The 20,827-nt window shown below is 72.5% G+C and carries 22 protein-coding genes; 15 read left to right on the top strand and 7 right to left on the bottom strand.

What is annotated here, in order from left to right; translation table 11 throughout:
* Window positions 1–100: 100 nt before the first annotated feature.
* Window positions 101–937 (bottom strand): ABC transporter permease, encoded by an 837-nt coding sequence (locus Scani_RS35475; RefSeq protein ID WP_159481775.1) that lies wholly within the window; start codon window positions 935–937, stop codon window positions 101–103.
* 14 nt (window positions 938–951) lie between these two features.
* Window positions 952–1,605, bottom strand: a complete 654-nt coding sequence (locus Scani_RS35470; protein WP_159481774.1) for a DUF1707 SHOCT-like domain-containing protein — start codon at window positions 1,603–1,605, stop codon at window positions 952–954.
* A 193-nt stretch (window positions 1,606–1,798) separates the two neighbouring features.
* Here Scani_RS35470 and Scani_RS35465 point away from each other — a divergent pair, with 193 nt between their 5' ends.
* The gene (locus tag Scani_RS35465) at window positions 1,799–3,223 is read left to right on the top strand and encodes a helix-turn-helix domain-containing protein (protein WP_308686605.1); all 1,425 of its coding nucleotides are present in this window, start codon (window positions 1,799–1,801) and stop codon (window positions 3,221–3,223) included.
* 60 nt (window positions 3,224–3,283) lie between these two features.
* Here Scani_RS35465 and Scani_RS35460 read toward each other — a convergent pair whose 3' ends face one another.
* Window positions 3,284–3,463: a DUF5708 family protein gene (locus tag Scani_RS35460; RefSeq protein ID WP_159481772.1), complete on the bottom strand. Its 180-nt coding sequence runs from the start codon at window positions 3,461–3,463 to the stop codon at window positions 3,284–3,286.
* A gap of 494 nt (window positions 3,464–3,957) precedes the next feature.
* Between Scani_RS35460 and Scani_RS35455 the strand changes: the two genes are divergently transcribed.
* The 8 genes from Scani_RS35455 to Scani_RS35440 all read left to right on the top strand — a co-directional run bounded on the left by Scani_RS35455 (window position 3,958) and on the right by Scani_RS35440 (window position 11,288).
* Window positions 3,958–5,217, top strand: coding sequence for a beta-ketoacyl-[acyl-carrier-protein] synthase family protein (locus Scani_RS35455; RefSeq protein ID WP_159481771.1), 1,260 nt, complete (start codon window positions 3,958–3,960; stop codon window positions 5,215–5,217).
* Window positions 5,218–5,232: 15 nt separating this feature from the next.
* Window positions 5,233–6,015 carry a GNAT family N-acetyltransferase gene (locus Scani_RS35450; RefSeq protein ID WP_159481770.1) on the top strand — a complete coding sequence of 261 codons (783 nt, stop codon included), beginning with the start codon at window positions 5,233–5,235 and terminating at the stop codon, window positions 6,013–6,015.
* A complete protein-coding gene (gene lanKC / locus Scani_RS35445; RefSeq protein ID WP_159481769.1) occupies window positions 6,012–8,693 on the top strand; it encodes a class III lanthionine synthetase LanKC in 2,682 nt (893 codons plus the stop codon). The genes Scani_RS35450 and lanKC overlap by 4 nt, the downstream gene beginning before the upstream one ends.
* Entirely contained in the window at window positions 8,694–8,780 is an 87-nt protein-coding gene (locus Scani_RS42260) for a class III lanthipeptide (RefSeq protein WP_199838955.1), read from the top strand.
* 123 nt (window positions 8,781–8,903) lie between these two features.
* Entirely contained in the window at window positions 8,904–8,990 is an 87-nt protein-coding gene (locus tag Scani_RS42255) for a class III lanthipeptide (RefSeq protein WP_199838955.1), read from the top strand.
* 123 nt (window positions 8,991–9,113) lie between these two features.
* Window positions 9,114–9,200, top strand: a complete 87-nt coding sequence (locus Scani_RS42250) for a class III lanthipeptide (RefSeq protein WP_218039239.1) — start codon at window positions 9,114–9,116, stop codon at window positions 9,198–9,200.
* Between the two features lie 57 nt (window positions 9,201–9,257).
* The gene (locus Scani_RS40475) at window positions 9,258–9,377 is read left to right on the top strand and encodes a class III lanthipeptide (RefSeq protein ID WP_218039216.1); all 120 of its coding nucleotides are present in this window, start codon (window positions 9,258–9,260) and stop codon (window positions 9,375–9,377) included.
* An 81-nt stretch (window positions 9,378–9,458) separates the two neighbouring features.
* Window positions 9,459–11,288: an FAD/NAD(P)-binding protein gene (locus Scani_RS35440; RefSeq protein WP_159481768.1), complete on the top strand. Its 1,830-nt coding sequence runs from the start codon at window positions 9,459–9,461 to the stop codon at window positions 11,286–11,288.
* Between the two features lie 36 nt (window positions 11,289–11,324).
* On the opposite strand, the gene Scani_RS35435 is transcribed toward Scani_RS35440, so the two are convergent.
* Entirely contained in the window at window positions 11,325–11,987 is a 663-nt protein-coding gene (locus Scani_RS35435) for a response regulator (protein ID WP_246296483.1), read from the bottom strand.
* A gap of 105 nt (window positions 11,988–12,092) precedes the next feature.
* Complete coding sequence (locus tag Scani_RS35430; RefSeq protein WP_159481767.1) at window positions 12,093–13,241, bottom strand: sensor histidine kinase; 1,149 nt, start codon at window positions 13,239–13,241, stop codon at window positions 12,093–12,095.
* A 362-nt stretch (window positions 13,242–13,603) separates the two neighbouring features.
* On the opposite strand from Scani_RS35430, the gene Scani_RS35425 reads away from it, so the two are divergent.
* The 3 genes from Scani_RS35425 to Scani_RS35415 all read left to right on the top strand — a co-directional run bounded on the left by Scani_RS35425 (window position 13,604) and on the right by Scani_RS35415 (window position 15,892).
* Window positions 13,604–14,368 carry a 4'-phosphopantetheinyl transferase family protein gene (locus Scani_RS35425; RefSeq protein WP_159481766.1) on the top strand — a complete coding sequence of 255 codons (765 nt, stop codon included), beginning with the start codon at window positions 13,604–13,606 and terminating at the stop codon, window positions 14,366–14,368.
* Between the two features lie 299 nt (window positions 14,369–14,667).
* The gene (locus Scani_RS35420) at window positions 14,668–15,306 is read left to right on the top strand and encodes a LysM peptidoglycan-binding domain-containing protein (protein WP_159481765.1); all 639 of its coding nucleotides are present in this window, start codon (window positions 14,668–14,670) and stop codon (window positions 15,304–15,306) included.
* Between the two features lie 214 nt (window positions 15,307–15,520).
* Window positions 15,521–15,892 carry a hypothetical protein gene (locus Scani_RS35415; protein ID WP_371872414.1) on the top strand — a complete coding sequence of 124 codons (372 nt, stop codon included), beginning with the start codon at window positions 15,521–15,523 and terminating at the stop codon, window positions 15,890–15,892.
* A 178-nt stretch (window positions 15,893–16,070) separates the two neighbouring features.
* On the opposite strand, the gene Scani_RS35410 is transcribed toward Scani_RS35415, so the two are convergent.
* Window positions 16,071–16,481 (bottom strand): hypothetical protein, encoded by a 411-nt coding sequence (locus Scani_RS35410; protein WP_371872412.1) that lies wholly within the window; start codon window positions 16,479–16,481, stop codon window positions 16,071–16,073.
* Window positions 16,482–16,742: 261 nt separating this feature from the next.
* The gene (locus Scani_RS35405) at window positions 16,743–17,030 is read right to left on the bottom strand and encodes a hypothetical protein (protein WP_159481763.1); all 288 of its coding nucleotides are present in this window, start codon (window positions 17,028–17,030) and stop codon (window positions 16,743–16,745) included.
* Window positions 17,031–17,214: 184 nt separating this feature from the next.
* Here Scani_RS35405 and Scani_RS35400 point away from each other — a divergent pair, with 184 nt between their 5' ends.
* The 3 genes from Scani_RS35400 (at window position 17,215) to Scani_RS35390 (ending at window position 20,819) form a co-directional block, all read left to right on the top strand.
* The gene (locus Scani_RS35400) at window positions 17,215–18,345 is read left to right on the top strand and encodes a site-2 protease family protein (protein ID WP_159481762.1); all 1,131 of its coding nucleotides are present in this window, start codon (window positions 17,215–17,217) and stop codon (window positions 18,343–18,345) included.
* A 114-nt stretch (window positions 18,346–18,459) separates the two neighbouring features.
* Entirely contained in the window at window positions 18,460–19,200 is a 741-nt protein-coding gene (locus Scani_RS35395) for a PP2C family protein-serine/threonine phosphatase (protein WP_159481761.1), read from the top strand.
* A 113-nt stretch (window positions 19,201–19,313) separates the two neighbouring features.
* Window positions 19,314–20,819: an alpha/beta hydrolase gene (locus tag Scani_RS35390; protein WP_159481760.1), complete on the top strand. Its 1,506-nt coding sequence runs from the start codon at window positions 19,314–19,316 to the stop codon at window positions 20,817–20,819.
* The last annotated feature ends 8 nt before the right edge of the window (window positions 20,820–20,827 follow it).

Here is a 20,827-nt window from a genome sequence, read left to right as displayed (position 1 = left end):
CCCGGGGGCGGCCGGAGGAGGCCGGGCACGTCTTCTTCGTACGGAGGGAGCCACGCCGAGGGCGTGCCGGGGGAGGTTCTCCGCTCCGTACGGATCGGTGTCAGGTCTTGGTGCGGAACTTGGCGACGGCCACCGGGGCGGTGAGCGCGGTGAGGCCCACCGACCACACCAGCGTCCAGAACACCGGGCCGGCCACCGGGCCCTCGCCCAGGGCGAGTCCGCGGGCCGCGTCGGCCATGTGCGTCAGAGGGTTGAAGCGGGTGAACGTATGCAGCCAGTCCGGCATGGTCGAGGTCGGTACGAAGATCGAGGAGCCGAACTCCAGCGGGGTCAGCACCAGGACCGAGAGCCCCTGGATGGCCTGGGCGGTGCGCAGGGTCAGTCCCAGCAGCATGAAGATCCACACCAGCGAGGTCCCGAAGAAGGCGGTCAGGCCGATCGCGGCCAGCAGACCCGGCCAGTGCCCGATGACGTCGAAGCCGAGCAGCGCGCCGACGATCAGCAGCACCGTGATGGCCACCAGCATCCGGCCGGTCTCCACCACGAGCTTGGCCACCAACACGGAGGAGCGGCCGATGGGCATCGCGCGGAAGCGGTCCATCACGCCCGTACGGAAGTCGTCGTTGACACCGACGCCCACGGCCATGGCGATGGTCAGCCCGAGGATCACCATCAGCCCCGGGACCAGGTACGCGGTGTACTGCGCACGGCCGCCGCCCCCGCCGATCGAGCCGCCGAAGACGAAGACGAACAGCACGGTCAGCACGATCGGCGTCAGCAGCGCGTCGGTCATCGACGTCGGGTTCTGCCGGATCTGGAGGACGTTGCGACGGGCCAGCGCGCCGGTGTGCCGCATCCTCGCCCGCAGGCCGATCCGGCCCTCGTCGAGGAGGGGCGCGGGCGGCGCGGAGCGGGGCAGGGCCTGGGCGGACGTCATGGCTTCTCCTCCGGTCAGGCCCGCTTGCGGCGCTCGTCGAGCCACTTCTGCCAGTACGTGCGGCGGTCGCTGTCGGGGTGGGCGACGACGATGTCACCGAGGACGGCGGAGCCGGTGATGCGGACGAGCGGGGTGATGGCTTCCGGGCCGGCGTGCTCCCGGGTCAGGTCGCGCAGATCACCCAAGACCTTGCTGCAGTTCATCTCGACCCGGACGCCCTCGGGGAGCAGCAGATGGACGTCGCCGACGATCGCGCGGGCCACGATGGTCAGCTCGCCGGTGGACGGTGCCGGGGAGGAGCGCAGGTCGAGGGTCAGGTCCCCGAAGACCGCGGTCGCCTCGATGCCGTGTTCCAGAACCGGGCTGTGGTGGACGAGGTCGCCGAAGGCGGCGCGGAAGGTGCGCTGTCCGGGCGAGCCCGCCGGGACGGGGGGTGTCACATGCGGCAGGTCCTCGCCGACGGACAGCAACTCCGCGCGGGTACGGGCCAGATAGGCCGCCTCGGACCGCTCGGCCAGTTCCTCCAGGGTTAACCGGCCTTCCGCGGTGGCCTCTCTGAGCTGTTCGACCATGTTCTCGCGCTCGGCGTCCGAGGCCAGCACCGCGGGCGACGAGGTGGAAAGGGACGCCAGATCCTTCTGCAGATCGGGGCGTTGGGGCTGCGTCATGGGTGGTGCCTCCGCGGAGTCCGGCGGTGGTGGGGCGCTTGCTGCCTCATCCGACCACGTCGGCCCGGGGTGTGCATCGCCGTGCGGTAGTACATCGAAAGGTTGACCCGGGACGCCGTGCCACACAGTTCGGTGTACCCGGCAGCCGGTTTTCCGGTGTCCGCACGGGCCTCTCACGGGCCCGCCGTGGGCAATGCGCCGCGCCCGTCGAAATGATCTCGGCGGACTCGGTGAAGACCGGTGGAGGAATCCGAATATCGGTCGACTTCTTCTTGACTGCTTGGTAAAGTGCCGAGCACTCATTGTGACTCGGCGATTTGAAGCAGCCGGCCGGGTTCAGCCACTGTCCGAAATCCGGAGGGTTTGTCGAATGCCTGAGCTGGCGGACACCGGGAGGAGAATCAAAGAGCTCCGGGTCGGCGCCGGAATGACGCAGCACGACCTTGCCGGGTCCGACATGTCGTCCAGCTACATCTCGCTGGTGGAACGCGGGAAGCGCATTCCCAGCGGCCGGGCACTCAAGATCCTCGCGGAACGCCTCGGCGTCGGCGTCGACGAAATATCCGGTGCCGTCGAGCCGGCCGAAACCTTCGGCCGGGTCCGCAGGCTCGACCTCGTCGGGCGATTGGTGGCGGCGCGCAGGCAATGGGACGGCGGCGACGCCGAGGGTGCACTGTCGGAATTCCGCGCACTGGCCGAGATGGAACCGTCCGGCCGGCAGGACGACGTATTTACCGAGGCGCAGCTCGCCATTGCCGAAATACTGGGCACGCTCGGCCGCGCCGACGAGGGCGCCGAGGTCCTGCTGCGGATGCTGGACTCGCCGGCCCCCGCGCCGTACGCCGAGCCCCGGCTGCGTGCCCTGATCGCGCTCGCCGATCTGCTGGAGTCGGCCGGGCGGGTCCAGGACGGGCTGCGCTACGCCCTCACCGGCTACCTCGAATGCGCTGGTCAGCGACCCGATACGGGGTTCCACTCCGTGCTGGTCCTCGATGTGCTCACCCGCTGCGCGTATTGGAGCGGCTGCCCGGACTGGGCTCCGGGGACCGACCACGGCCGGCCTCCGGCGGACGGGGTGCTCCCCGGGCCGCGGGCCGCCATCGATCTGCACCGGGCGCTCGACCTGCGCGACCGGGGCGAGACGGAGCGCGCCGCGGCCCTGCTGGAGGAGTGTGCGCGCCGGGTCACCCCGGCCGCGGGATTCCCGCTCTGGGAGAAGATCAACGGCCATTACGCCCTGCTGTTGCTGCGCGGCGGCGAGACGGCCCGGGCCCGCAGCATCGTCGAACGCGGCCTGGTGGTGGCCTCGGTGACGCAGGAACCGGACTTCCCGCTCTGGCTCACGACCGCGGACGCGGTGGGTGCGGAGGCGGCCGGTGACACCGACCGCCTCTTTGCGCTGGGCGAGCGGCTGGCCGGGCTGCCCGATACCGGCCGCAGCCATGAGAAAGCCGCCGCGCTCCGGGAGATCGCGGCGGCTTGTGAGCGGGTGGGGGACCGGGAAAGGGCGGCCGGACACTTCCGGTATTCCGCCGAGCTGTTCCGCCGGGCCCAGGCCTACCGGCACGCCGAGCGGGCCCGGGAACGGCTGGCGGATCTCCTCGAAAAGCGGGACTGAGGACCGGCGGGACGCACGTCCCGCCGCGGCGCGAATGCCGTTATTGCGAGCAATGCGCGATTATTTATTAGCTTTCTTTCCCAATCCCAGTAGCGCGAACAAGGCCTCCGCGCCGCCGATGATCGCCAGGATGAGTCCGGCCTTGTGAAGCGAGACGATCGGGGTCTCCACTTCCTTTGTGGTCAGCCAGAGGATCAGACCTGCGATCGCCAGAACAATGCCGACGGCAATACCCTTCATGAGTTCCCCTCGTTCCGTGTGATGGGTCGGAGCTCGTTGTACGGACCAGCGTCCCGCCCGGCCGGCAGATTCGGATCATCCGCAGGTAGGCACTTTCCGCCCCGCCGTCTGTCACTTTCTATGTACTCCCGGCTCTGACAGGGGGAGATCAGGGGGCGCGGAGCGGGTCGGCGGGGGCGCTGAGGTGCCTCCGGGCGCGCTCAGAGGCTCCTGGACGCCCCCTCCGTCACCGGCCGCCGCCCCCTCGCCAAGGGGCCGCCGCACGGCTCCTCACCCCCTCCGTGTGGGTGGCACAGTCAATTTTCATGACTCTGTCAGTCATGTCGTTGAGAGCGTTTCCGCTGGTACAGGGCCTGGGGGTGGCACGGTGTCATGCGCCTCGGTCGACCAACTTCGGTGAGGACCGTTGACACGACAATGACTCACCTGTCATGTTTCTGGTCATGAGGACGCCCCGAGCGTGACAACGGGGCGGAAAATAGGAGGTGGGTTTCATGGAGTTGCGCGAGGAGCGGCGGCGCGTTGTCGTCACCGGCTGCGGCGTGGTGTCCCCCGTGGGAAACACCACTGCGGACTTCTGGGACGCCCTCCTGGCCGGCCGCAGTGGCGTCGGCCCCCTCACCCGCTTCGACGCCTCGGACCTGCCGGTCCGGATCGGCGGCGAGGTGACCGGCTTCGACCCGGCCGGCTGCCTCACCCCGCAGGAGGTCCGGCGCAGCGACAGCTTCACCCAGTACGCGGTGGTCGCCGCCGCCCAGGCCCTGCGGAACGCCGGTCTCGAACCGCCGGCCGGCATCGACCCGTACCGCTTCGCCGCGGTGATCGGCTCCGGCTACGGCGCCGCCTCCGCGATCCAGCAGCAGTACGACGTCCTCAAGGGACAGGGACCGCGGCGGGTCTCCCCGTACCACTCGGTCCTCACCGCCATCGACCACCCGGCGAGCCTGCTGTCCATCAAGTACGGCATCGGCGGCCCCAGTTGCGCCGTCTCCGCGGCCTGCGCCACCGGCGCGGTGGCCATCGGGGAGGCGACCGAGCTGATCCGCCACGGCCGTGCCGACCTCGTGCTGGCCGGCGGGGCGGACGACTCGCTCACCGCCGTCGACCTGGCCGGCACCGCCAACGCCCGGGCCCTCTCCCGCCGCAACGACGACCCCGAAGGAGCCAGCCGGCCCTTCGACCGGGACCGCGACGGCTTCGTGATGGCCGCCGGCGCCACCGTCCTGACACTGGAGGAGGCGGGGCACGCGGAGCGCCGCGGCGCCCCGATCCTCGCGGAGGTGGCCGGTTACGCCTCGACCACCGACGCCCACCACGCGACCGCCCCCGACCCGACCGGCGCCGGAGCCATCCGCGCGATGCGCGGCGCACTCGCCGACGCGGGACGCGCCCCCGAGGACGTCGGGCAGATCAGCGCCCACGGCACCGGGACCGTGCTCAACGACCGCATCGAGGCCGCCGCGCTGCGCGAGGTGCTCGGCCCCGACCATCTGCGCCGTACCCCGGTCACCGCAGTCAAGAGCATGACCGGGCACATGCTCGGCGCCTCCGGAGCCGCCGAGGCCGCCGCCGCGGTGCTCTCGCTCCGCGACCGCACCATCCCGCCGATCCGCAACTGCGACCACCCCGAGGAACCCGATCTCGACCTGGTGGTCAAGGGCGCCCGCGACTGGGACGGCGACGTGGTGCTGAGCAATTCCTTCGGATTCGGCGGACACAACGCCGTACTCGTACTGACCCGCTACAACGGCTGAGGAGGGAGACGCACCGTGCAGGGACGACTGGTGACCTTGGAATGGCCCGGAGACGACGACTGGGCCGCGATCGCCTCCTGGCTGCGGCCCGGCTCGCCGGCCGCCGTGCTCAGCGGGGACTGGGAGCTGCTGGGTGCCGCCGAGGTCGAGCAGGCCAACCGTTCGGGCCGGGTCCACCACCTGGTGATCCGGACGAAGGACGGCGAGGGCATCGGCACCGTCAGCTACCAGCGCAGCGGCCGGATCGGCGGCTTCACCGTCGGGGGCGCGATCGGCTCCCCCGAACTGTGGCGGCGCGGCTATGGCGCGGAGGCCGTCGTCCTGCTCGTCGACTACCTCTTCCACCAGCTCGACGCGCACCGCGTGCAGGTCACCACCGCCGGCTACAACAAGGGCATCATCCGGCTGATGACCAAGACCCGGTTCGTGGTCGAGGGCATCCTGCGCGACCACTGCTATCTCGACGGCGCGTACCACGACTCGATCGTGTGGGGGCTGCTCCGCGACGAGCACTACGCGTCGCTGCAGCCCAGCGCCGACAACCGCGTACTGGCCGTGGGACTCGCCGACTTCGTGGACGAGGACGACAAGCTCCAGGCGCGCGCCATCCTCGCCGAGCATCTGGTGACGACCCGCCGCACCGCGCTCGCGGGCTTCCTGGACGAGGAGGCCGCAGCGGGCCACGACGAGGCCGCCCCCGGCCGCGGCGACGGGCCCCACGACGCGGTTGCGGCCACCGGGTCCGTCCCGGCTCCCGGGCCCGTCCCGGCCGCCGCCCCCGCCGGAGGTGCCCTGTGAGAGACGGCGCCGAGAGCTTCGCCCTGGCCGACCGCACCTTCTTCGACTGGCCCGGCAACTGGGACCTGGAGGCCACCCGCTTCCCCGCCCCGCCGCTGCCCGACGGCTGGACCCGCGACGACAACGAGGCCTGGACCTTCTGCCGCCCGGCCGAGGACCACCTCCCCGACCAGGGCTGGAAGATCCACGTCAGCGCGGCCCCCGACGACGCCCGCCGCACCCTCGCCGACGTCGCCGCCTACTGCACCCGGCACGGGCTCGCCTTCAAGTACCTCAAGAGCGCCAACGTCCTGCGCGCCCTGAGCCGCAAGTACGCCCAGCGCTCCTCGGCCGGCAAGCTGCTGACCGTCTACCCCGTGGACGACGCCGAGCTGGCCCGCACCCTCGAAGGACTGGACGCGCTCGTCGGCGGCCGCCCCGGCCCGTACGTCCTGACCGACCTGCGCTTCCGCGAGGGCCCGCTGTACGTGCGCTACGGCGGCTTCCGCACCCGCTACACGGAGGACGGCAACGGCGACCTGGTGACGGCCTTCCGGCGTCCCGACGGCACACCGGAGCCGGACCGGCGGACCCCGGTCTTCCACACCCCCGACTGGGTCACCGTGCCGGACATCCTCAAGGACTCGCTGGCCGCCCGGCAGGCCGTGGACGACTTCCCGTACCGGATCACCGGGGCGCTGCAGTTCTCCAACGGCGGTGGCGTCTACCGCGCCACCCCGGTCGGTGCCGACGCCCTCGGCGCCGGTGAGGAGAGCGTCGTCCTCAAGGAGGGCCGGCCCTACTCCGGGACCGACGGCGTCGGCCGCGACGCGGTCAGCCGGCTCGCCCACGAGCACCGGATGCTGGAGCGGCTGGCCGGACTCCCCGGGATCCCGCGGACCTTCGGCACCCTCCAGGTCCGCGACCACCTCTTCCTGGTCCTGGAGGACATCGTCGGCCAGGACTTCCAGACCTGGCTCGCCGCCCACCACCCGCTGACCGTGCCCGACCCCGACGAACGGGCCGTCGCGGCCTACCGGGACCGCGCGCTGGCCCTGCTCGGCCGGATCGAGGCGCTGGTCGCCGCGGTCCACGGCCGCGGCATCCGGATCGGCGACCTGCACCCGGGCAACCTCATCATCAAGCCCGGCGACGAACCCGTCCTCCTCGACTTCGAGGTGGCCGACGAGGCCGACCGGGCCACCCCGAGCAGCCTCGGCGCCCCCGGCTTCCACCGCGCCGACGCGACCGGCACCGACGGCGATCACTACGCGCTCGCCGCCATCGGACTCTGGCTGTTCCTGCCGCTGGCGGCGCTCGGCGGCCTCGCCCCCGACAAGGCGCCCGCGCTGCTGGCCGCCGCGGCCGAGCGGTACGCACTGCCGGACGCGCTGGTGTCGCGGCTGGCGCCGCAGCTGGCCCCCAATGACGACACGACCTGTGAACTGGCCTCGCCGGCAGGCCCGTGGCCGCCCTCCGGCCTGCTCGCCTCCCTCGGCCGCGGGCTGCGCGACAGCGCCACCCCGCACCGCGAGGACCGCCTCTTCCCCGGCGACTTCGAGCAGTTCATCGAGGGCGGCGCGGGCTTCGGACACGGCGCAGCCGGTGTCCTGTGGGCCCGGCACACCGCGCTCGGTGAGCGCGACGAAGAGGGCACGGCCTGGCTGCGCGCCGCCGTCGACCGGGTACCCGTCGAGCGGATCGGCTTCTACGACGGTCTGCACGGAATGGCCTACGTCCTGCGGGAGCTGGGCGACGAACAGGCCGCGCTGCACGCCCTGGACCGGGCCGCCGACGGGCTCGCCGTACGCCACTGCCCCAGCCTCTACCGCGGGCTGTCCGGCGTCGGCCTCAACCTCCTGCACTTCGCCGCCGTACTCGACAGCGACGCCCTGCGCCGGCAGGCCCTCGGCCTCGCCGACCGCGTCACCGAGCGGCTGACCGCGGCCCGCGGCGAACCGGTCGCCCGCAAGCGCCGGCACGGCTCGAAGGACGCCGCCGGGCTGATGTACGGCTGGTCCGGAGCCGCGCTCTTCCTGCTGCGCGCCCACCAGGCCACCGGGGACCCCGGACTGCTGGACGAGGCGGTACGCGCCGTCCACCGCGACCTCGACCGCTGCGCGCCCGGCCCCCAGGACACCCTCCAGGTGGACGAGGGATTCCGGTTGCTGCCCTACCTGGACAACGGCAGTGCGGGGATCGCCCTGGTCGCGGCCGAGCTGCTGGACCACCGTGACGACGACCGGATCCGCGCGGCACTGCCCGCTCTGTTGCGCGCCTGCGCCGCCGACTTCGTCATCGAGTCCGGGCTGCTGGGCGGCCGCGCGGGACTGCTCGCCACGCTGGCGGCGCTGCGCGACCGGGTGCCCGTGCCCCCGGAGGCGACCGAGCGGTATCTGCGCCGCCATCTGACCCGTCTCGGCCAGCACGCCATGACGCGGAGGGGAGCGACGGTCTTCCCCTGCGACGGCCGCGCCCGGATCTCCATGGACCTGGCCGGCGGCGGCGCCGGAGTACTGCTCGCGCTGTCCGCCACCGAACGGGGCACCCCGCTGCTCCCGTTCCTCACCGACTCGCGCTCCGCGGCGGCCGTTGATCCGGCCGCCCCGGGACGCGGCGGCGGCGCCGCGAGCGCCGCCACCCCCACCGCCCCGTCCGGGGCGGCGGCCACCACTCACCGCGGAAGGGGGGTGTCGTAAATGACCATCATGGACCTTCAGGGCCTGGAGGTGCCGGGCGAGCGTGACGCTCAGGCGCTCGGCTCCACCGTCAGCGGCGGCTGCTGACGTGATGCCGGGTGAACTGTGCACTTGTGATGCACAGTTCACCGGCTCCAGGTGTCCCGCAACGGCACCTGGCACGTCACCACCGTGTGTGTCACCACGAGTTCTCGGGAGGAGGTGTCGTAAATGACCATCATGGACCTTCAGGGCCTGGAGGTGCCGGGCGAGCGTGACGCTCAGGCGCTCGGCTCCACCGTCAGCGGCGGCTGCTGACGTGATGCCGGGTGAACTGTGCACTTGTGATGCACAGTTCACCGGCTCCAGGTGTCCCGCAACGGCACCTGGCACGTCACCACCGTGTGTGTCACCACGAGTTCTCGGGAGGAGGTGTCGTAAATGACCATCATGGACCTTCAGGGCCTGGAGGTGCCGGGCGAGCGTGACGCCCAGGCGCTCGGCTCCACCATCAGCGGCGGCTGCTGACACAGCCGGCCACTCGGTGTGGGGTTTCCACCACACGCCGTGCATATCACCGTACACATGTCCACTGATTTACGGAAGGGAGGTGTCGAGATGACCATCATGGACCTTCAGGGCCTGGAGGTGCCGGGCGAGCGTGACGCTCAGGCCCTCGGCTCCACGATCAGCGGCGGTTGCTGACACGGCGCCCGGTGGTCCCGTGCTGCGGCACGGGCCACCGGGCCCCTGTGTTTTTCCGACACGGGCCCACGGGGAGGCCAGTTGAACGACCAAGCGGGCACGGCGCGCACCCTCTGTCTCATCGGCTGCGGCCCGCGCGGTGCCTCGATCGTCGAGCGGATCCTCGCCAACGTCCCCGCCCTGTACGGCGACCGGCCCCTGGACCTGCACATCGTCGACCCGTACCCCCCGGGCGCGGGCCGCGTCTGGCGCACCGACCAGCCCGGACTGCTGTGGATGAACTCCGCCGCCGAGCAGGTCACGATGTACCCCGACGCGAGTGTGGACTGCGCCGGACCGCCGCGTCCGGGCCCCACCACCGCGGCCTGGCTCGGCTCCCCGCTCCACGACGGCGCGTACGCCGCCCGCCGCGACCAGGGCCGCTATCTGCGCCACTTCTTCGAGACCGTGACCCGCGAACGGCCCGCCTCCGTGCGGCTGTTCGTCCACCGGGCCCGGGTGACCGACCTGCGGCGCACGACCGACGGCGGGGCGGCGCCGGACGGGACGGGCCGCCAGCGGGTGTTCCTCGACAACGGCGAACCGCCCTTCCTCGCCGACCGGGTGGTGTTCGCCCAGGGGCATACGGAGACCCTCGCCGCCCCCGTGCCGGCCGGCCTGACCCGGATCGGCCCCGGCCCCGCCGACCCCGACGCGCTGGAGCGCATCCCGCCCGGCGCGCCCGTCGTCGTCCGCGGCCTCGGCCTGGTCTTCATCGACTGCCTGGCGCTGCTGACGGAGGGCCGCGGCGGGCGCTTCGTCCGCACCCCCGGCGGCCCGCTGCGCTACCTGCCGTCCGGGCGCGAGCCCCGGCTGTACGCGGGCTCCCGCCGCGGCGTCCCGCTGCCCCCCAAACCGGCGTACCCGGCACCGGCCGGCGCCCTGGCGCCGCCCGCCGCCCCGCGCTTCGCCACCGTCGAGGCCTGCCGGGCCCGGCTGTCCCGGCCCGGTGCCTCCTTCGGCCGCGAGGTCTGGCCGCTGGTGGTGGCCGAACTGGGCTGGTGGCACTACCGCGCGCTCTTCGCCGAGCAGCCCGCCCGTACCCGTATGACCTGGCAGGACTTCGACGCCCAGTACGCCCTGCTGCTCACCGACGCCGACCGGCTGGCCAAGCTCGCCCGGTCGGCGGTGCCCGACCCCGCCGACCGGTTCGACCTGGAGCGGCTGGCCGCTCCGCTCGCCGGGAAGGAGTTCGACGGCACCGACGCGCTGCAGCGGCAGCTGCGCGGCCACCTCGCCGAGGCGCTGCGCCGGCGTACCGGTCCGGCGCGCGGCGTCGACACCGCGCTGGTCGACGCCCTGCAGCGGGTCGGCGCGGTGATCGAGGAGCTGTGGCGCTCCGGCGCGCTGGACGCGCCCCAGGTCGCGGAGGCGCTGGAACGCTTCGCGCTCGGCACCTACCTCAGCTCGGGCCCGCCGCCGCTGCGCGCCGAGCAGCTGCTGGCGCTCGCCGAAGCGGGAATCGTGACGTTCGTGGGGCCCGGTATGCGGGTGGAGTCCGCGGACGGGACCGGGGACGGGGACGACGGCGGCGCCGTCTTCCGCGCGTCCGGACCCGCCGTCCCGGGTGCCGTCCACGAGGCGGCCGTCCTGCTCGACGCACGGCTGGCGGCCCCCGGCCGCGACGGTGTCACCGACCCCCTGCTGCGGGCCCTGCTCTCCCGCGGCGAGCTGGTCCTCGAGAGCACCGAGGACGGGGCGGGCGGCATGCTGCGGCTGTCCGGTGCGGGCCTGCACCCCGTCGACGTGTCCGGCACCGTGCAGCGGGACCGGATCGTCGCCGGGCCGGCCCAGTTCCCCCGTCCGCACACCAACGCCGTCTACTTCCGCCAGAACGACGCCCTGGCACGTCTGCTGCTCACCGACCGGTGAGGCCGCCGGGGGCCGCACCCCCCGTCCGCGGCCCGCTCAGCCCTGCAGGGCGATCCCGTGCTGCTGCGCCAGGATCGCGGCCTGTACCCGGCTGCGCAGATGCAGCTTCGAGAGAATGCGGCTGGTGTGGGTCTTCACGGTGCCCTCCGCGAGGTTGAGGGTCTCCGCGATGGCGCTGTTGGCCAGCCCGCGGGCGATGCAGGCCAGCACCTCCAACTCCCGTTTGGTGAGGGTGTCCAGGGCCTGCGCGGCGCCCTCCGGGAGGGTGGGTCCGGCCGCCGGCGGGCGGCCGGCGAACTCGGTGATCAGCCGCCGGGCGATGGCCGGGGTGAGGAAACCGTCCCCGTGCGCCACCTCCCGTACGGCGCTGACCAGTACGGCCGGTTCCGCGTTCTTGAGGATGAAGCCGCCGGCCCCGGCGCGCAGCGCCCCGAAGATGTACTCGTTGAGGTCGAAGGTGGTCAGCACCAGCACCTCGGCGAGGCCGCGCTCCACGATCCTGCGGGTGGCGGCGACCCCGTTGAGCTGCGGCATCTGGACGTCCATCAGCACCACGTCGGGCCGCAGTTCGGCGGCCATCCGGACCGCCGTCACGCCGTCACCGGCCTCGCCGACCACCGTGATGCCCGGGTCGGTCTGCAACACCAGGACGAGCCCGGACCGTACGGCGGCCTGGTCGTCGGCCACCAGCACCCGTATGCCCTCGGGCCTGGCCGGCGGGGCCTGGGCCGGTGAATGCGCCGGCCACCCCCTGCGCTCGTCCGCCACTAGCTCCTCCACTGGCTGCTCCACCTTTCTCGTCACCTAGGAGTTCTGGGTCAGCGGGAGCACGGCCCGCACCCGCCAGCGTCCGGGGGCGGTGCGGTCGGGTCCCGCGTCGAAGATGCCGCCGACCAGCGCGGCCCGCTCGGACATCCCGGCGAGCCCGGCGCCCGCTCCGGTGGTCAGGTGCTCCACGGGGCGTTGCCGGGCCCGGCCGTCGGGGCGGGTCAGCGGGCTGTCGACCGAGATGGTCAGCTGCTCGGCGCCCGCCTCGCAGCGGATCCGCACGCGCCCCGACGAGGCATGCTTGAGGACGTTGGTCAGCGCCTCCTGCACGATGCGGTACGCCGTCACCTCGATCACCGACGACACCTCGGGAAAGCTCTCGGGGAACTCGGTGTGCAGGGTCAGCGCCGCCGCGTCCGCGGCCGGACGGGCCTGTTCCACGAGCGCCCCGAGCGCGTTCAGCTGCGGCCGGTCCCAGTCGTCGTCCACCCCGCGATCGGAGCGCAACAGCACCACCATCCGCCGCATTTCGGCCAGTCCCTGCACGCTGTTCTCGCGGATCACCGCGAGCGCCCGCAGCACCGGGTCCTCCTCGACGCCGGCCTCCTCCGCCGTCTTCGACTCGGTCAGGGAGAGCACGGCGCTGGAGTGGATGGCGATGGCGCTGAGGTGGTTGGCCACCAGATCGTGCAGTTCACGGGCCATTCGGGTGCGCTCGGTCTGCAGCACGGTCTTGCGGTCCAGCTCCGCCAGCCGGTTGATCTGCGCGGCGCGCTGCCGTTCGGTGTCCGCGCGTTCCTTGTGGTTGCGTATCAACACCCCGGTCCATACGGGGGAGATGAGCAGCAGCGCGATGATGACACCGGTCGTCACCCCCTCCGAGCGGTCGCCGGTCAGGACCAGGACCACGGTGGTGGCGAGGGTGGCCGTGACGGTCCCGACCTGCAGCAGCCGGCACAGCCACGGGGCGCCGTACAGCGCGGCCGCATAGAGCAGATCGGTGTAGATGAGCACCGGGCCCAGGCCCCCGCTGGACGTGGTCTCCACGGTGACCGTGAGGGTGCCGACGGCGACCGCGAACGGCGGCAGGACGCTGCGCAGGGCGGTCGCGGTGCACAGCACGAGGACCGGCAGGACGGCCTGCCAAACGGGGATATCGCCCCCCATCACCTGTGAGCCGCCCACGACATACAGAATCAGACAGCCGGCAAAGAAACCCACTGCCAATCTGAGGTCACGGAGCGGTATGGGGCGGCGGCGCGCGTGCGTACTTGTGAAAAGACGTAACCACACATGAGGACAGTACTTCGGTGCGTTGCCCGTTCTCCTGGCCCTGGCGCCCGAATTTGGGTGGGTCTCCCGTACATCGAAGTATGTAGCCGTACATCAGCAAGAGGGATGACTCGAAGCTTCCGGAGGATCTGCAAACCTTGGGCTGTCTGTATCGATCGATGTAGGCGAAAAAGGGGGAGAGAACCACTGCACGACAGGCCACCACTCACCCAGTGCGGCCTTGGTACCGCTCACCTGTGGAGGACGGAAAGTACGTGGAAACGAACGCCGCTCTTCTCGAACTCTGTCCGGAGCCCCTTGACCTGGGGATTCCCGACCACCCGCACCACCTCGGCCGGGCCCGCCCGGCACCGCTCGCCGCCGCACCCGCACCCGCTCACGATCAGCCGGACGTGCTGTCCACACCCGTTCCGATATTCGTCGTCCCCATAGGATCCACCCCTTCCGGCAGTTCGGGAACGGCCCTGTCCCCCGACGGCTGCCTGGGCCTCAACGGCCACTCCCGGGCCACTCTCGACGCCGCGTCCCGCAGCTGGCTGCTGGCCCGGCTCCCCGACCGGGTGAGCGCCGCGATGGCCGCCGCCACCCACTGGGAGCTGTACGGCACCCGCGGCCTGCTGATCGTGGCCTGCGGCGACGACGCCCGCCGGATGGGCTTCTCGGTGGAGTCCGTCCGCCCCGAGACCTCCCCGCCGCACACCCCGTGCGAGGTGCTGACGGCCCAGGAGTCACGCACCGCGGCGAGCCGTCCTGCCGCCGAGCGGGAGCGCCTCATCACCCGTTTCTGGGTCCGCAAGGACGCCGCGATGCAGGCCGTCGGCCGTGGTCTGTCCGTCGCGCCCGAACGCATCGAGGCCGGTTTCCCCGCCGACCGCGGTACGGTCACCGTTCCCGGACCGTACGGCGTGGAAGTCCCGGTCCTGGTAAGGAACTTCTCCTTCTCCCCCTCGTACGAGTTCGCCGTCGCCGTTGCGGAACCCCTCGCCCTCACCCCGTCCTTCGCCTATTCGGTCAGGTAAATGCCCGTTTCCACGGGGGCGGCGGTGGGCGCACCGGCCCGAATTTGCTGCGCCTGGCCTGAATTCGGATCTTGACGCAGGGCGACGGCACGGAAATGTGCGACGCAATCGCACGGCCGCGGTGCCAATGTGCCTTGAGAGGCGGGGTTCTCGCGCTGCACCCACCCGGGTGAAACTCGCGCATGTCGCGCTCCCCAGGCATGCCGAAAACCATATTGCCGGGTTAGTTGGTGCGTGCCCACCGGTCGTGGCGAGTACTCCGTCACGGCGCTGCCGGAGCACTGCGGAGGATTCCCGTCATGCCGTCGCCCCTCGCCAAACGGTCCGTCGAAAAGCTCCTGTCCGTGCTGCTGGTCCTCCTCGGCGTCGTGGGCCTGGCCGGCCTCATCGGCCCGGGCACCGCGGCGGCCGCCCCGCCCTCCGACTCGCCGGTTCCCGACTGGGAGCGCATCGCCGCCTGCGAGAGCAGCGGCCGCTGGCACATCAACACCGGCAACGGCTACCACGGCGGCCTGCAGATCGACCTCAACACCTGGCGCGCGTACGGGGGGCGCCGGTACGCCCCGCGTGCCGACCTCGCCACCCGCGCCGAGCAGATCGCCGTCGGCGAGCGCATCGCCCGCGACCGCGGCCTGTCCGCCTGGCCCAACTGCGCCGCCCGTTCGACCACGAGCGGCGCCGCCGGCAGTTCCTCGCCCGAGGTCCGGCGCACCTCCACGGCCGCCGAGGCCGCCCCAGCCCCCGCCCGCGCCCGCACCACGCCCGCCCGGAGCACGGCGCGCACCTATGTCGTCCGGCCCGGCGACTGTCTCTCCGCCATCGCCGACCGCACCCACGCGCCGGGCGGCACCAAGGCCCTGTACGCCCGGAACAAACACGCGCTCGACCAGGGGCCCGACCACATCTACCCGGGACAGCGGCTGCGGCTGCGCGGGTGAGAGGTGGCGCCGGGAGTACGCCGTGGGCGGCGGGCGCACCCCACCCGGGAGGCCCCTTGTGAGCGTGCCGGGGAGAGCCGTCACGGTGAATCCACTGATCGTTCAGAGTGAATGCGCGGGACGGGCCGTTCTCAGGCTTGGTGGATGGGGGAACGCCCGGTAGCAAGACCGCGGGGTACCCAACCGCGAGGTGCAGGAGCACACAGTGAAGAACATGGCACGCGTCAATCTGGTGATCGCAGGAGCTTGCGGCCTGCTCCTGGCCGCAGGCGGGGCGTCGCCCGCCCAGGCGTGGGACGGCGGACCGTACGGCGTCGACGGGGTGTGGAACAGCGACACCGTGGCCAGTTTCCATGCCGGCTTCAGCTGCCGGAACCGGGCACGAATCTGCATCAACGGCCCGCTGAACAGCGGAAACGTCTCGAACTCGCAGAACGTCCACCTGTCGGGCAACAACAGCAACAGCGGCAGCCCGACCAACGTCAACGGCAACACGAACGACGACGCCGGCGGCACGACCGGAGCCGAGAACAAGACCAGCAACAACCTGCAGCACGTGGGCCGCGGCGGCAAGCAGAAACTGTGACCCGACGCTGATCCGATCCTCCGGCCCCGGCATGTCCGGGGCCGGAGGCATGTGCGGCGGCTTTCCCTTCCCGGGCCGCCGCGCCCGGACACGGCGATCGCCCGGCGGATGTCCGCCGGGCGATCGCCGGACGGCTCGCGGGCCGTGGCCGCGGCCGTGTCAGGAGGTCATGGTCCGCTCAGTGCAGGAAGCCTCCGAGGATGTGCTGGATGCTGTTGCTGCTGCCCGACGAGGCGCCGGTGGCGGAGTTCGCGCTGTTGGTGGACCCGTTGGTGTTGTGGACGTTGCCGCTGTTGTTCGGGTTTCCGTGGTTGAGGAAGTTGCCGCTGTTGAGGCTGTTGCCGCTGTGTACCGGGCCGTTGATGCAGGGGTGCGGCGACTTGAACACCGGGGACTTGTAGTTGAAGTCCGCGAGGCGGTTGTTGCAGACCACCCCGGAGACCATGCCGGTCACGGTGCCGAGATCGGCGCCCACCGCGGCCGCGAGCAGGGACTCGCCCGGAATGGTCTGCGCACTGGCCACCCCGCCGCCGAACAGCACCAGCCCGCACGCCCCGACGATACTTCCCGCCTGCACAATTCTTCTCACGTCGCTCCTCGCCGATTCGTCCTTCTGACGCCAGACGTATCGTGCTGCCGCAGTCGGCCCGCATCGTCGTTCAACCCGCGGGGAGCAAAACGCTCGTCGGCGATAATCAGTCGGGTGGCCCAACAGTTCGCGAGGGTTTCCGAGGCGGCGAAGGCGCGTACGAGGGCACTCCGGCCGACCCCGCGATGATGCCCGCGGCGGCCCCGGACAGGGCAGTCCGCACCGCCCGGCCGGCCCCGCGACCGCCCAGGGGGCGTCCCCCTAGAGCACCAGCCGCTCCGGCATCGGCTGCTCCACGCCGTCCAGCTCCAGCGTGCAGCGGGGCATCGAGGGGACGAGGTGCGGCTGGCGCAGCAGGACGCGGAAGGGGTGGGCGGGCTCCTCGGGGAGTTCGCCGGCCAGCACGTTCATGCCGGGGGCGTGGTGCTTCTGGTACGCGACCACCTTGCCGTCGACCAGCAGCTCGATCTCCCCGGACCGGCCCGGCCCGACGTTCACGGTGATCGAGTGATCACCCTGGTCCAGGTGGAAGTGGTGGCGGGGTCCCATGACGCACCTCCGGCGGTTCGGTCCGTACCACCAGCGTGCCACCCGGACGCCCGGCCGTCCTTTCTGCGGCCGGCGCGGGCGGTGCGAGCGACAATTGTGGTGGGCGCCGGATCGGCCGGTTCACGGAGTGCGGGCCGTCAGGGCCCGCTCCCAGGGGCCGGGCGCCGGCCGGCAGGAGACGACGATGAACGGCTCGGTCCGTGTCGGACATGTGGTCGGGGTGCCGCTGCGCATGCACTGGAGCGTGCCGCTGCTGGTGGGCCTGTTCGCGTACGGACTCGGCCATCAGGGCCTGCCCGTCTGGACGCCGGGCCGGTCGGACAGCGTGTACGCGCTCGCCGGTGTCATCGGGGCCGCGCTGCTCATGGGCAGCCTGCTGCTGCACGAGACGGCGCACGCCGCGACCGCCCTGCGCAACAAGATCTCGGTCCAGGACGTGACGCTGTGGGCGCTGGGCGGTACGACCCGGATGGGGCGGCCGCAGTCCGCGGCGGCGGCCTTCGCCGTGGCCGTCAGCGGGCCGCTGACCAGCCTGGTCATCGGCGGTGTCGCGCTCGGGGCCGGGTTCGGGCTGCACCAGCTGTCCGGCTGGGCGGTGCCCTCGGTCGTCCTGGCGTGGCTGGGCTGGGCGAACCTGTTCCTGGGGGTGTTCAACCTGCTGCCCGCGGTGCCGCTGGACGGCGGGCGGGTGGTGCAGGCGGTGCTGTGGTGGCGCACCGGGGACCGGGACCGTGCGGATCTGGCGGCGTCCCGGGGCGGCCAGATCATGGGGCTGCTGCTGGTGGCCGCCGGCTGGATCTCGGTGCTGCGCGGGGCACCGGGCGGGTTGTGGATCGTCTTCATCGGCCTCTTCGTCATGGTCGTCGCCGGGGCGGAGCGGCGCCGCGCCGCCCTGCACACCGCGCTGCGCGGAATACGGGTCGCCGATGCCATGTCCAGTCCGGTGGTGACCGGCGCCGACTGGCTGACCGTCCGGCGCTTCATCGACGAGGTGGTGGTCCGCTCCCGCCACTCCGCGCTGCCGCTGCTCGACTTCGAGGGCCGCCCCAGCGGCATCGTGCAGGTCTCCCGGCTCGCGTCGGTGCCCGGCCCGAGCCGGGAGACGGTGCGGGTGCGCGAGGCGGCGACCCCGCTGTCCCAGTGCGCGGTCGCCGCTCCGGACGATCTGCTGAGCGAGGCGCTCGAACGGATCAGCCTGCGTACCGGCGCGCGCCTCCTCGTCGTGGACGCGGGGCAGCTGGTGGGGATCGTGACCGGGAAGGACATCTCCCGGCTGATGCAGCGCACCACCCTGAGGGGCGAGCAGACCGGCTGACCGGCCCGCCCGCCGACGGGCGCGCGGGGCCGGCCGGTGACCACAATGGGGGTACGGCACGGCTCGGGGGTCGACGGGAGTGCCGTAGCGGAGCACCGGAGCCGGGACACGTCCATGCCGTACCTCACCGTGACCGCCCTGAGCCACACCGGGCTGATCCGCGAGCACAACGAGGACAGCCTGGTCGTCGGCCCCTGGACGCTCTGCGGCACCGTGACCGAGAACCCGCAGACCCTGGTGTTCCCGGTCGGCACCCCGCTGGTCGTCGCGGTCGCCGACGGCATCGGCGGACAGCCGGCCGGCGAGGTGGCCAGCGCCCTGGTCGTCCGGCACCTGGCCGCCCTCGGCCCGTCGCTGGAAACCAAGGACGCGGTCGGCGACGTGCTGGACCTCTGCAACCGTGCGGTGTACGCGGCCGCCGAGCGGGACCCGGAGCTGACCACCATGGGCACCACCGTCGCCGGTGCGGTCGTACAGGAGAAGTCCGTGGTGGTGTTCAACGTCGGGGACAGTCGGGTGTTCGACGCGACCGGCGAGGCCCTGCGCCAGGTGAGCGTGGACGACAGCCCGCCGCCCTCGCCGGGACGGCGCACCACCTCGCTGGTGACCCAGGCGCTCGGCGGCGCACCGGAGTTCAGCGCCGTCACCCCGCACGTCGCGACCGCACCGCTCTCCGTGGGCGACCGCTATCTGGTGTGCACCGACGGGCTGACCGACCCCGTCCCGGAGGACGACGTCGGCGGCCTGCTGCGGCTCCACAGCGGCGGCCGGGCCGCGTTCGAGCTGTGGAAGTCCGCCATCGAGGCGGGCGGTCCCGACAACATCACGCTGGCCCTGATCACCATCGGGGAGTGAGGCGGCCGGTCCGCGGCGCACGGCCGGGCCGCGGCGCGTCCTCGGGGAAACCCCACCACGGATGTCCCGGCAGCCGGATGGGCACCGGTCCGCCGCTCGACAACCCTTGCCCCATGACGACTTACGCCCACCGCGCCCTGCTGCTCACGCTCTCCGCCGCGGCCGTCGCCGGCACCCTGGCCGCGGTCTCCCCGGCGGCCCGTGCCCAGGCCCCCGGTACGACGGGGCCGGCCCTCGCCTGGGGACCGTGCGCCCAGCCGGGCCTCCCCCGGCAGGAGTGCGCCGAGCTGCCCGTACCGGTCGACTACCGCGACCCGGACGGCCCGCGGCTCACCCTCGCCGTGTCCCGGGTGCGCAGCGACCGGCCCGCGGCGCGGCGGGGCACGCTGCTGATGATCCCCGGCGGGCCGGGCGAACCCGGGCTGCCGCGGCTGACCGCGAAGGGGGCCGCGCTGGGCAAGGAGATGGCCGGGGCCTACGACCTCGTCACCTTCGACCCGCGGGGGACGGGCGGCAGTTCGACGGCGAGCTGTGCGCTCGACGCGGACGACCGGCACCTGGTGGCCCTGCGGCCCTGGCCGGCACCGGACGGCGACATCACGGAGAACCTCGCCCGGTCCCGGCGGATCGCCGACGCCTGCGGCCGTCATGGCGGTGCCGTGCTGCGCAGCCTGTCCACCGCGAACGAGGTGCGCGACATCGACCGCCTCCGCCGGGCCCTGGGCGAGGAGAAACTGTCGGCCTGGGCGACCTCGTACGGGACGTACGTCGGGGCGGTGTACGCACAGAAGTACCCGCAGCACACCGACCGCTGGGTGCTGGACAGCAACGACGACCCCGACCCGGCCCGGCTGGAGCGCAGGTGGCTGGCGAACATGGCGGTGGGCGCGGACGACCGGTTCCCCGACTTCGCGGCCTGGGCGGCCGATCCGGCCCGGGAGGACGAGGGGCTGCGGCTGGCCGAACGCCCCCAGGATGTACGGCCGTTGTTCCTCGCGCTGGCGGCGGAGCTGGACCGCGCACCGAAGGAGTCCGCCACGAAGGGCGTCCCGCTGACCGGCAACCGGCTGCGCCAGGCGCTGCAGAACACCCTGCAGAGCGACGGCCTCTTCCGCCAGTTCGCCCGGCTCGTGCGCCAGGCCCAGGACCCGGCCGCACGACCGGTGCTCCCGGACGCCCTCGCCGGGCCGCTGCCGGACGCCAAGGCCGCGGTCGTGCTGGCCACCCTCTGCAACGACGTGCGCTGGCCGGCGTCGGTGCCCGCGTACCGGCGCGCGGTGGCCGCCGACCGGGTCCGACACCCGCTCACGGCCGGGATGCCGGTGAACGTCACGCACTGCGCCTTCTGGAAGGACGCGCCGGCCGAGCAGCCCACGCGGATCACCGACGCGGGCCCGTCCGACATCCTGATGCTCCAGAACCGCCGGGACCCGGTCAGCCCGTACTCCGGCGCCCTGAAGATGCGTCAGGCCCTGGGCGGCCGGGCCCGCATGGTCACCCTGGAGCACGGCGGGCACGGCGCCTACCTGGCCAACGGCACCGCCTGCGGCGACCGGGCGGTCACCGCCTTCCTGACGACGGGCCGGCGCCCGCAGCGGGACGTGTCCTGCGCCGACTGATCCGGCGC

Source organism: Streptomyces caniferus (genome assembly GCF_009811555.1).
GTDB classification, from domain to species: domain Bacteria; phylum Actinomycetota; class Actinomycetes; order Streptomycetales; family Streptomycetaceae; genus Streptomyces; species Streptomyces caniferus.
The sequence above is the reverse complement of the archived record's forward strand: the minus strand, read 5'-3'. Positions and strand labels throughout refer to the sequence as shown.

Bases quoted from the DNA above. Each gene is read 5' to 3' on its own strand.
- Scani_RS35475 (WP_159481775.1), bottom strand. From the start codon at position 937: ATGACGTCCGCCCAGGCCCTGCCCCGCTCCGCGCCGCCCGCGCCCCTC.
- Scani_RS35470 (WP_159481774.1), bottom strand. From the start codon at position 1,605: ATGACGCAGCCCCAACGCCCCGATCTGCAGAAGGATCTGGCGTCCCTT.
- Scani_RS35465 (WP_308686605.1), top strand. From the start codon at position 1,799: ATGCGCCGCGCCCGTCGAAATGATCTCGGCGGACTCGGTGAAGACCGG.
- Scani_RS35460 (WP_159481772.1), bottom strand. From the start codon at position 3,463: ATGAAGGGTATTGCCGTCGGCATTGTTCTGGCGATCGCAGGTCTGATC.
- Scani_RS35455 (WP_159481771.1), top strand. From the start codon at position 3,958: ATGGAGTTGCGCGAGGAGCGGCGGCGCGTTGTCGTCACCGGCTGCGGC.
- Scani_RS42260 (WP_199838955.1), top strand. From the start codon at position 8,694: ATGACCATCATGGACCTTCAGGGCCTGGAGGTGCCGGGCGAGCGTGAC.
- Scani_RS42255 (WP_199838955.1), top strand. From the start codon at position 8,904: ATGACCATCATGGACCTTCAGGGCCTGGAGGTGCCGGGCGAGCGTGAC.
- Scani_RS42250 (WP_218039239.1), top strand. From the start codon at position 9,114: ATGACCATCATGGACCTTCAGGGCCTGGAGGTGCCGGGCGAGCGTGAC.
- Scani_RS40475 (WP_218039216.1), top strand. From the start codon at position 9,258: ATGTCCACTGATTTACGGAAGGGAGGTGTCGAGATGACCATCATGGAC.
- Scani_RS35420 (WP_159481765.1), top strand. From the start codon at position 14,668: ATGCCGTCGCCCCTCGCCAAACGGTCCGTCGAAAAGCTCCTGTCCGTG.
- Scani_RS35415 (WP_371872414.1), top strand. From the start codon at position 15,521: ATGGCACGCGTCAATCTGGTGATCGCAGGAGCTTGCGGCCTGCTCCTG.
- Scani_RS35405 (WP_159481763.1), bottom strand. From the start codon at position 17,030: ATGGGACCCCGCCACCACTTCCACCTGGACCAGGGTGATCACTCGATC.
- Scani_RS35400 (WP_159481762.1), top strand. From the start codon at position 17,215: ATGAACGGCTCGGTCCGTGTCGGACATGTGGTCGGGGTGCCGCTGCGC.
- Scani_RS35395 (WP_159481761.1), top strand. From the start codon at position 18,460: ATGCCGTACCTCACCGTGACCGCCCTGAGCCACACCGGGCTGATCCGC.
- Scani_RS35390 (WP_159481760.1), top strand. From the start codon at position 19,314: ATGACGACTTACGCCCACCGCGCCCTGCTGCTCACGCTCTCCGCCGCG.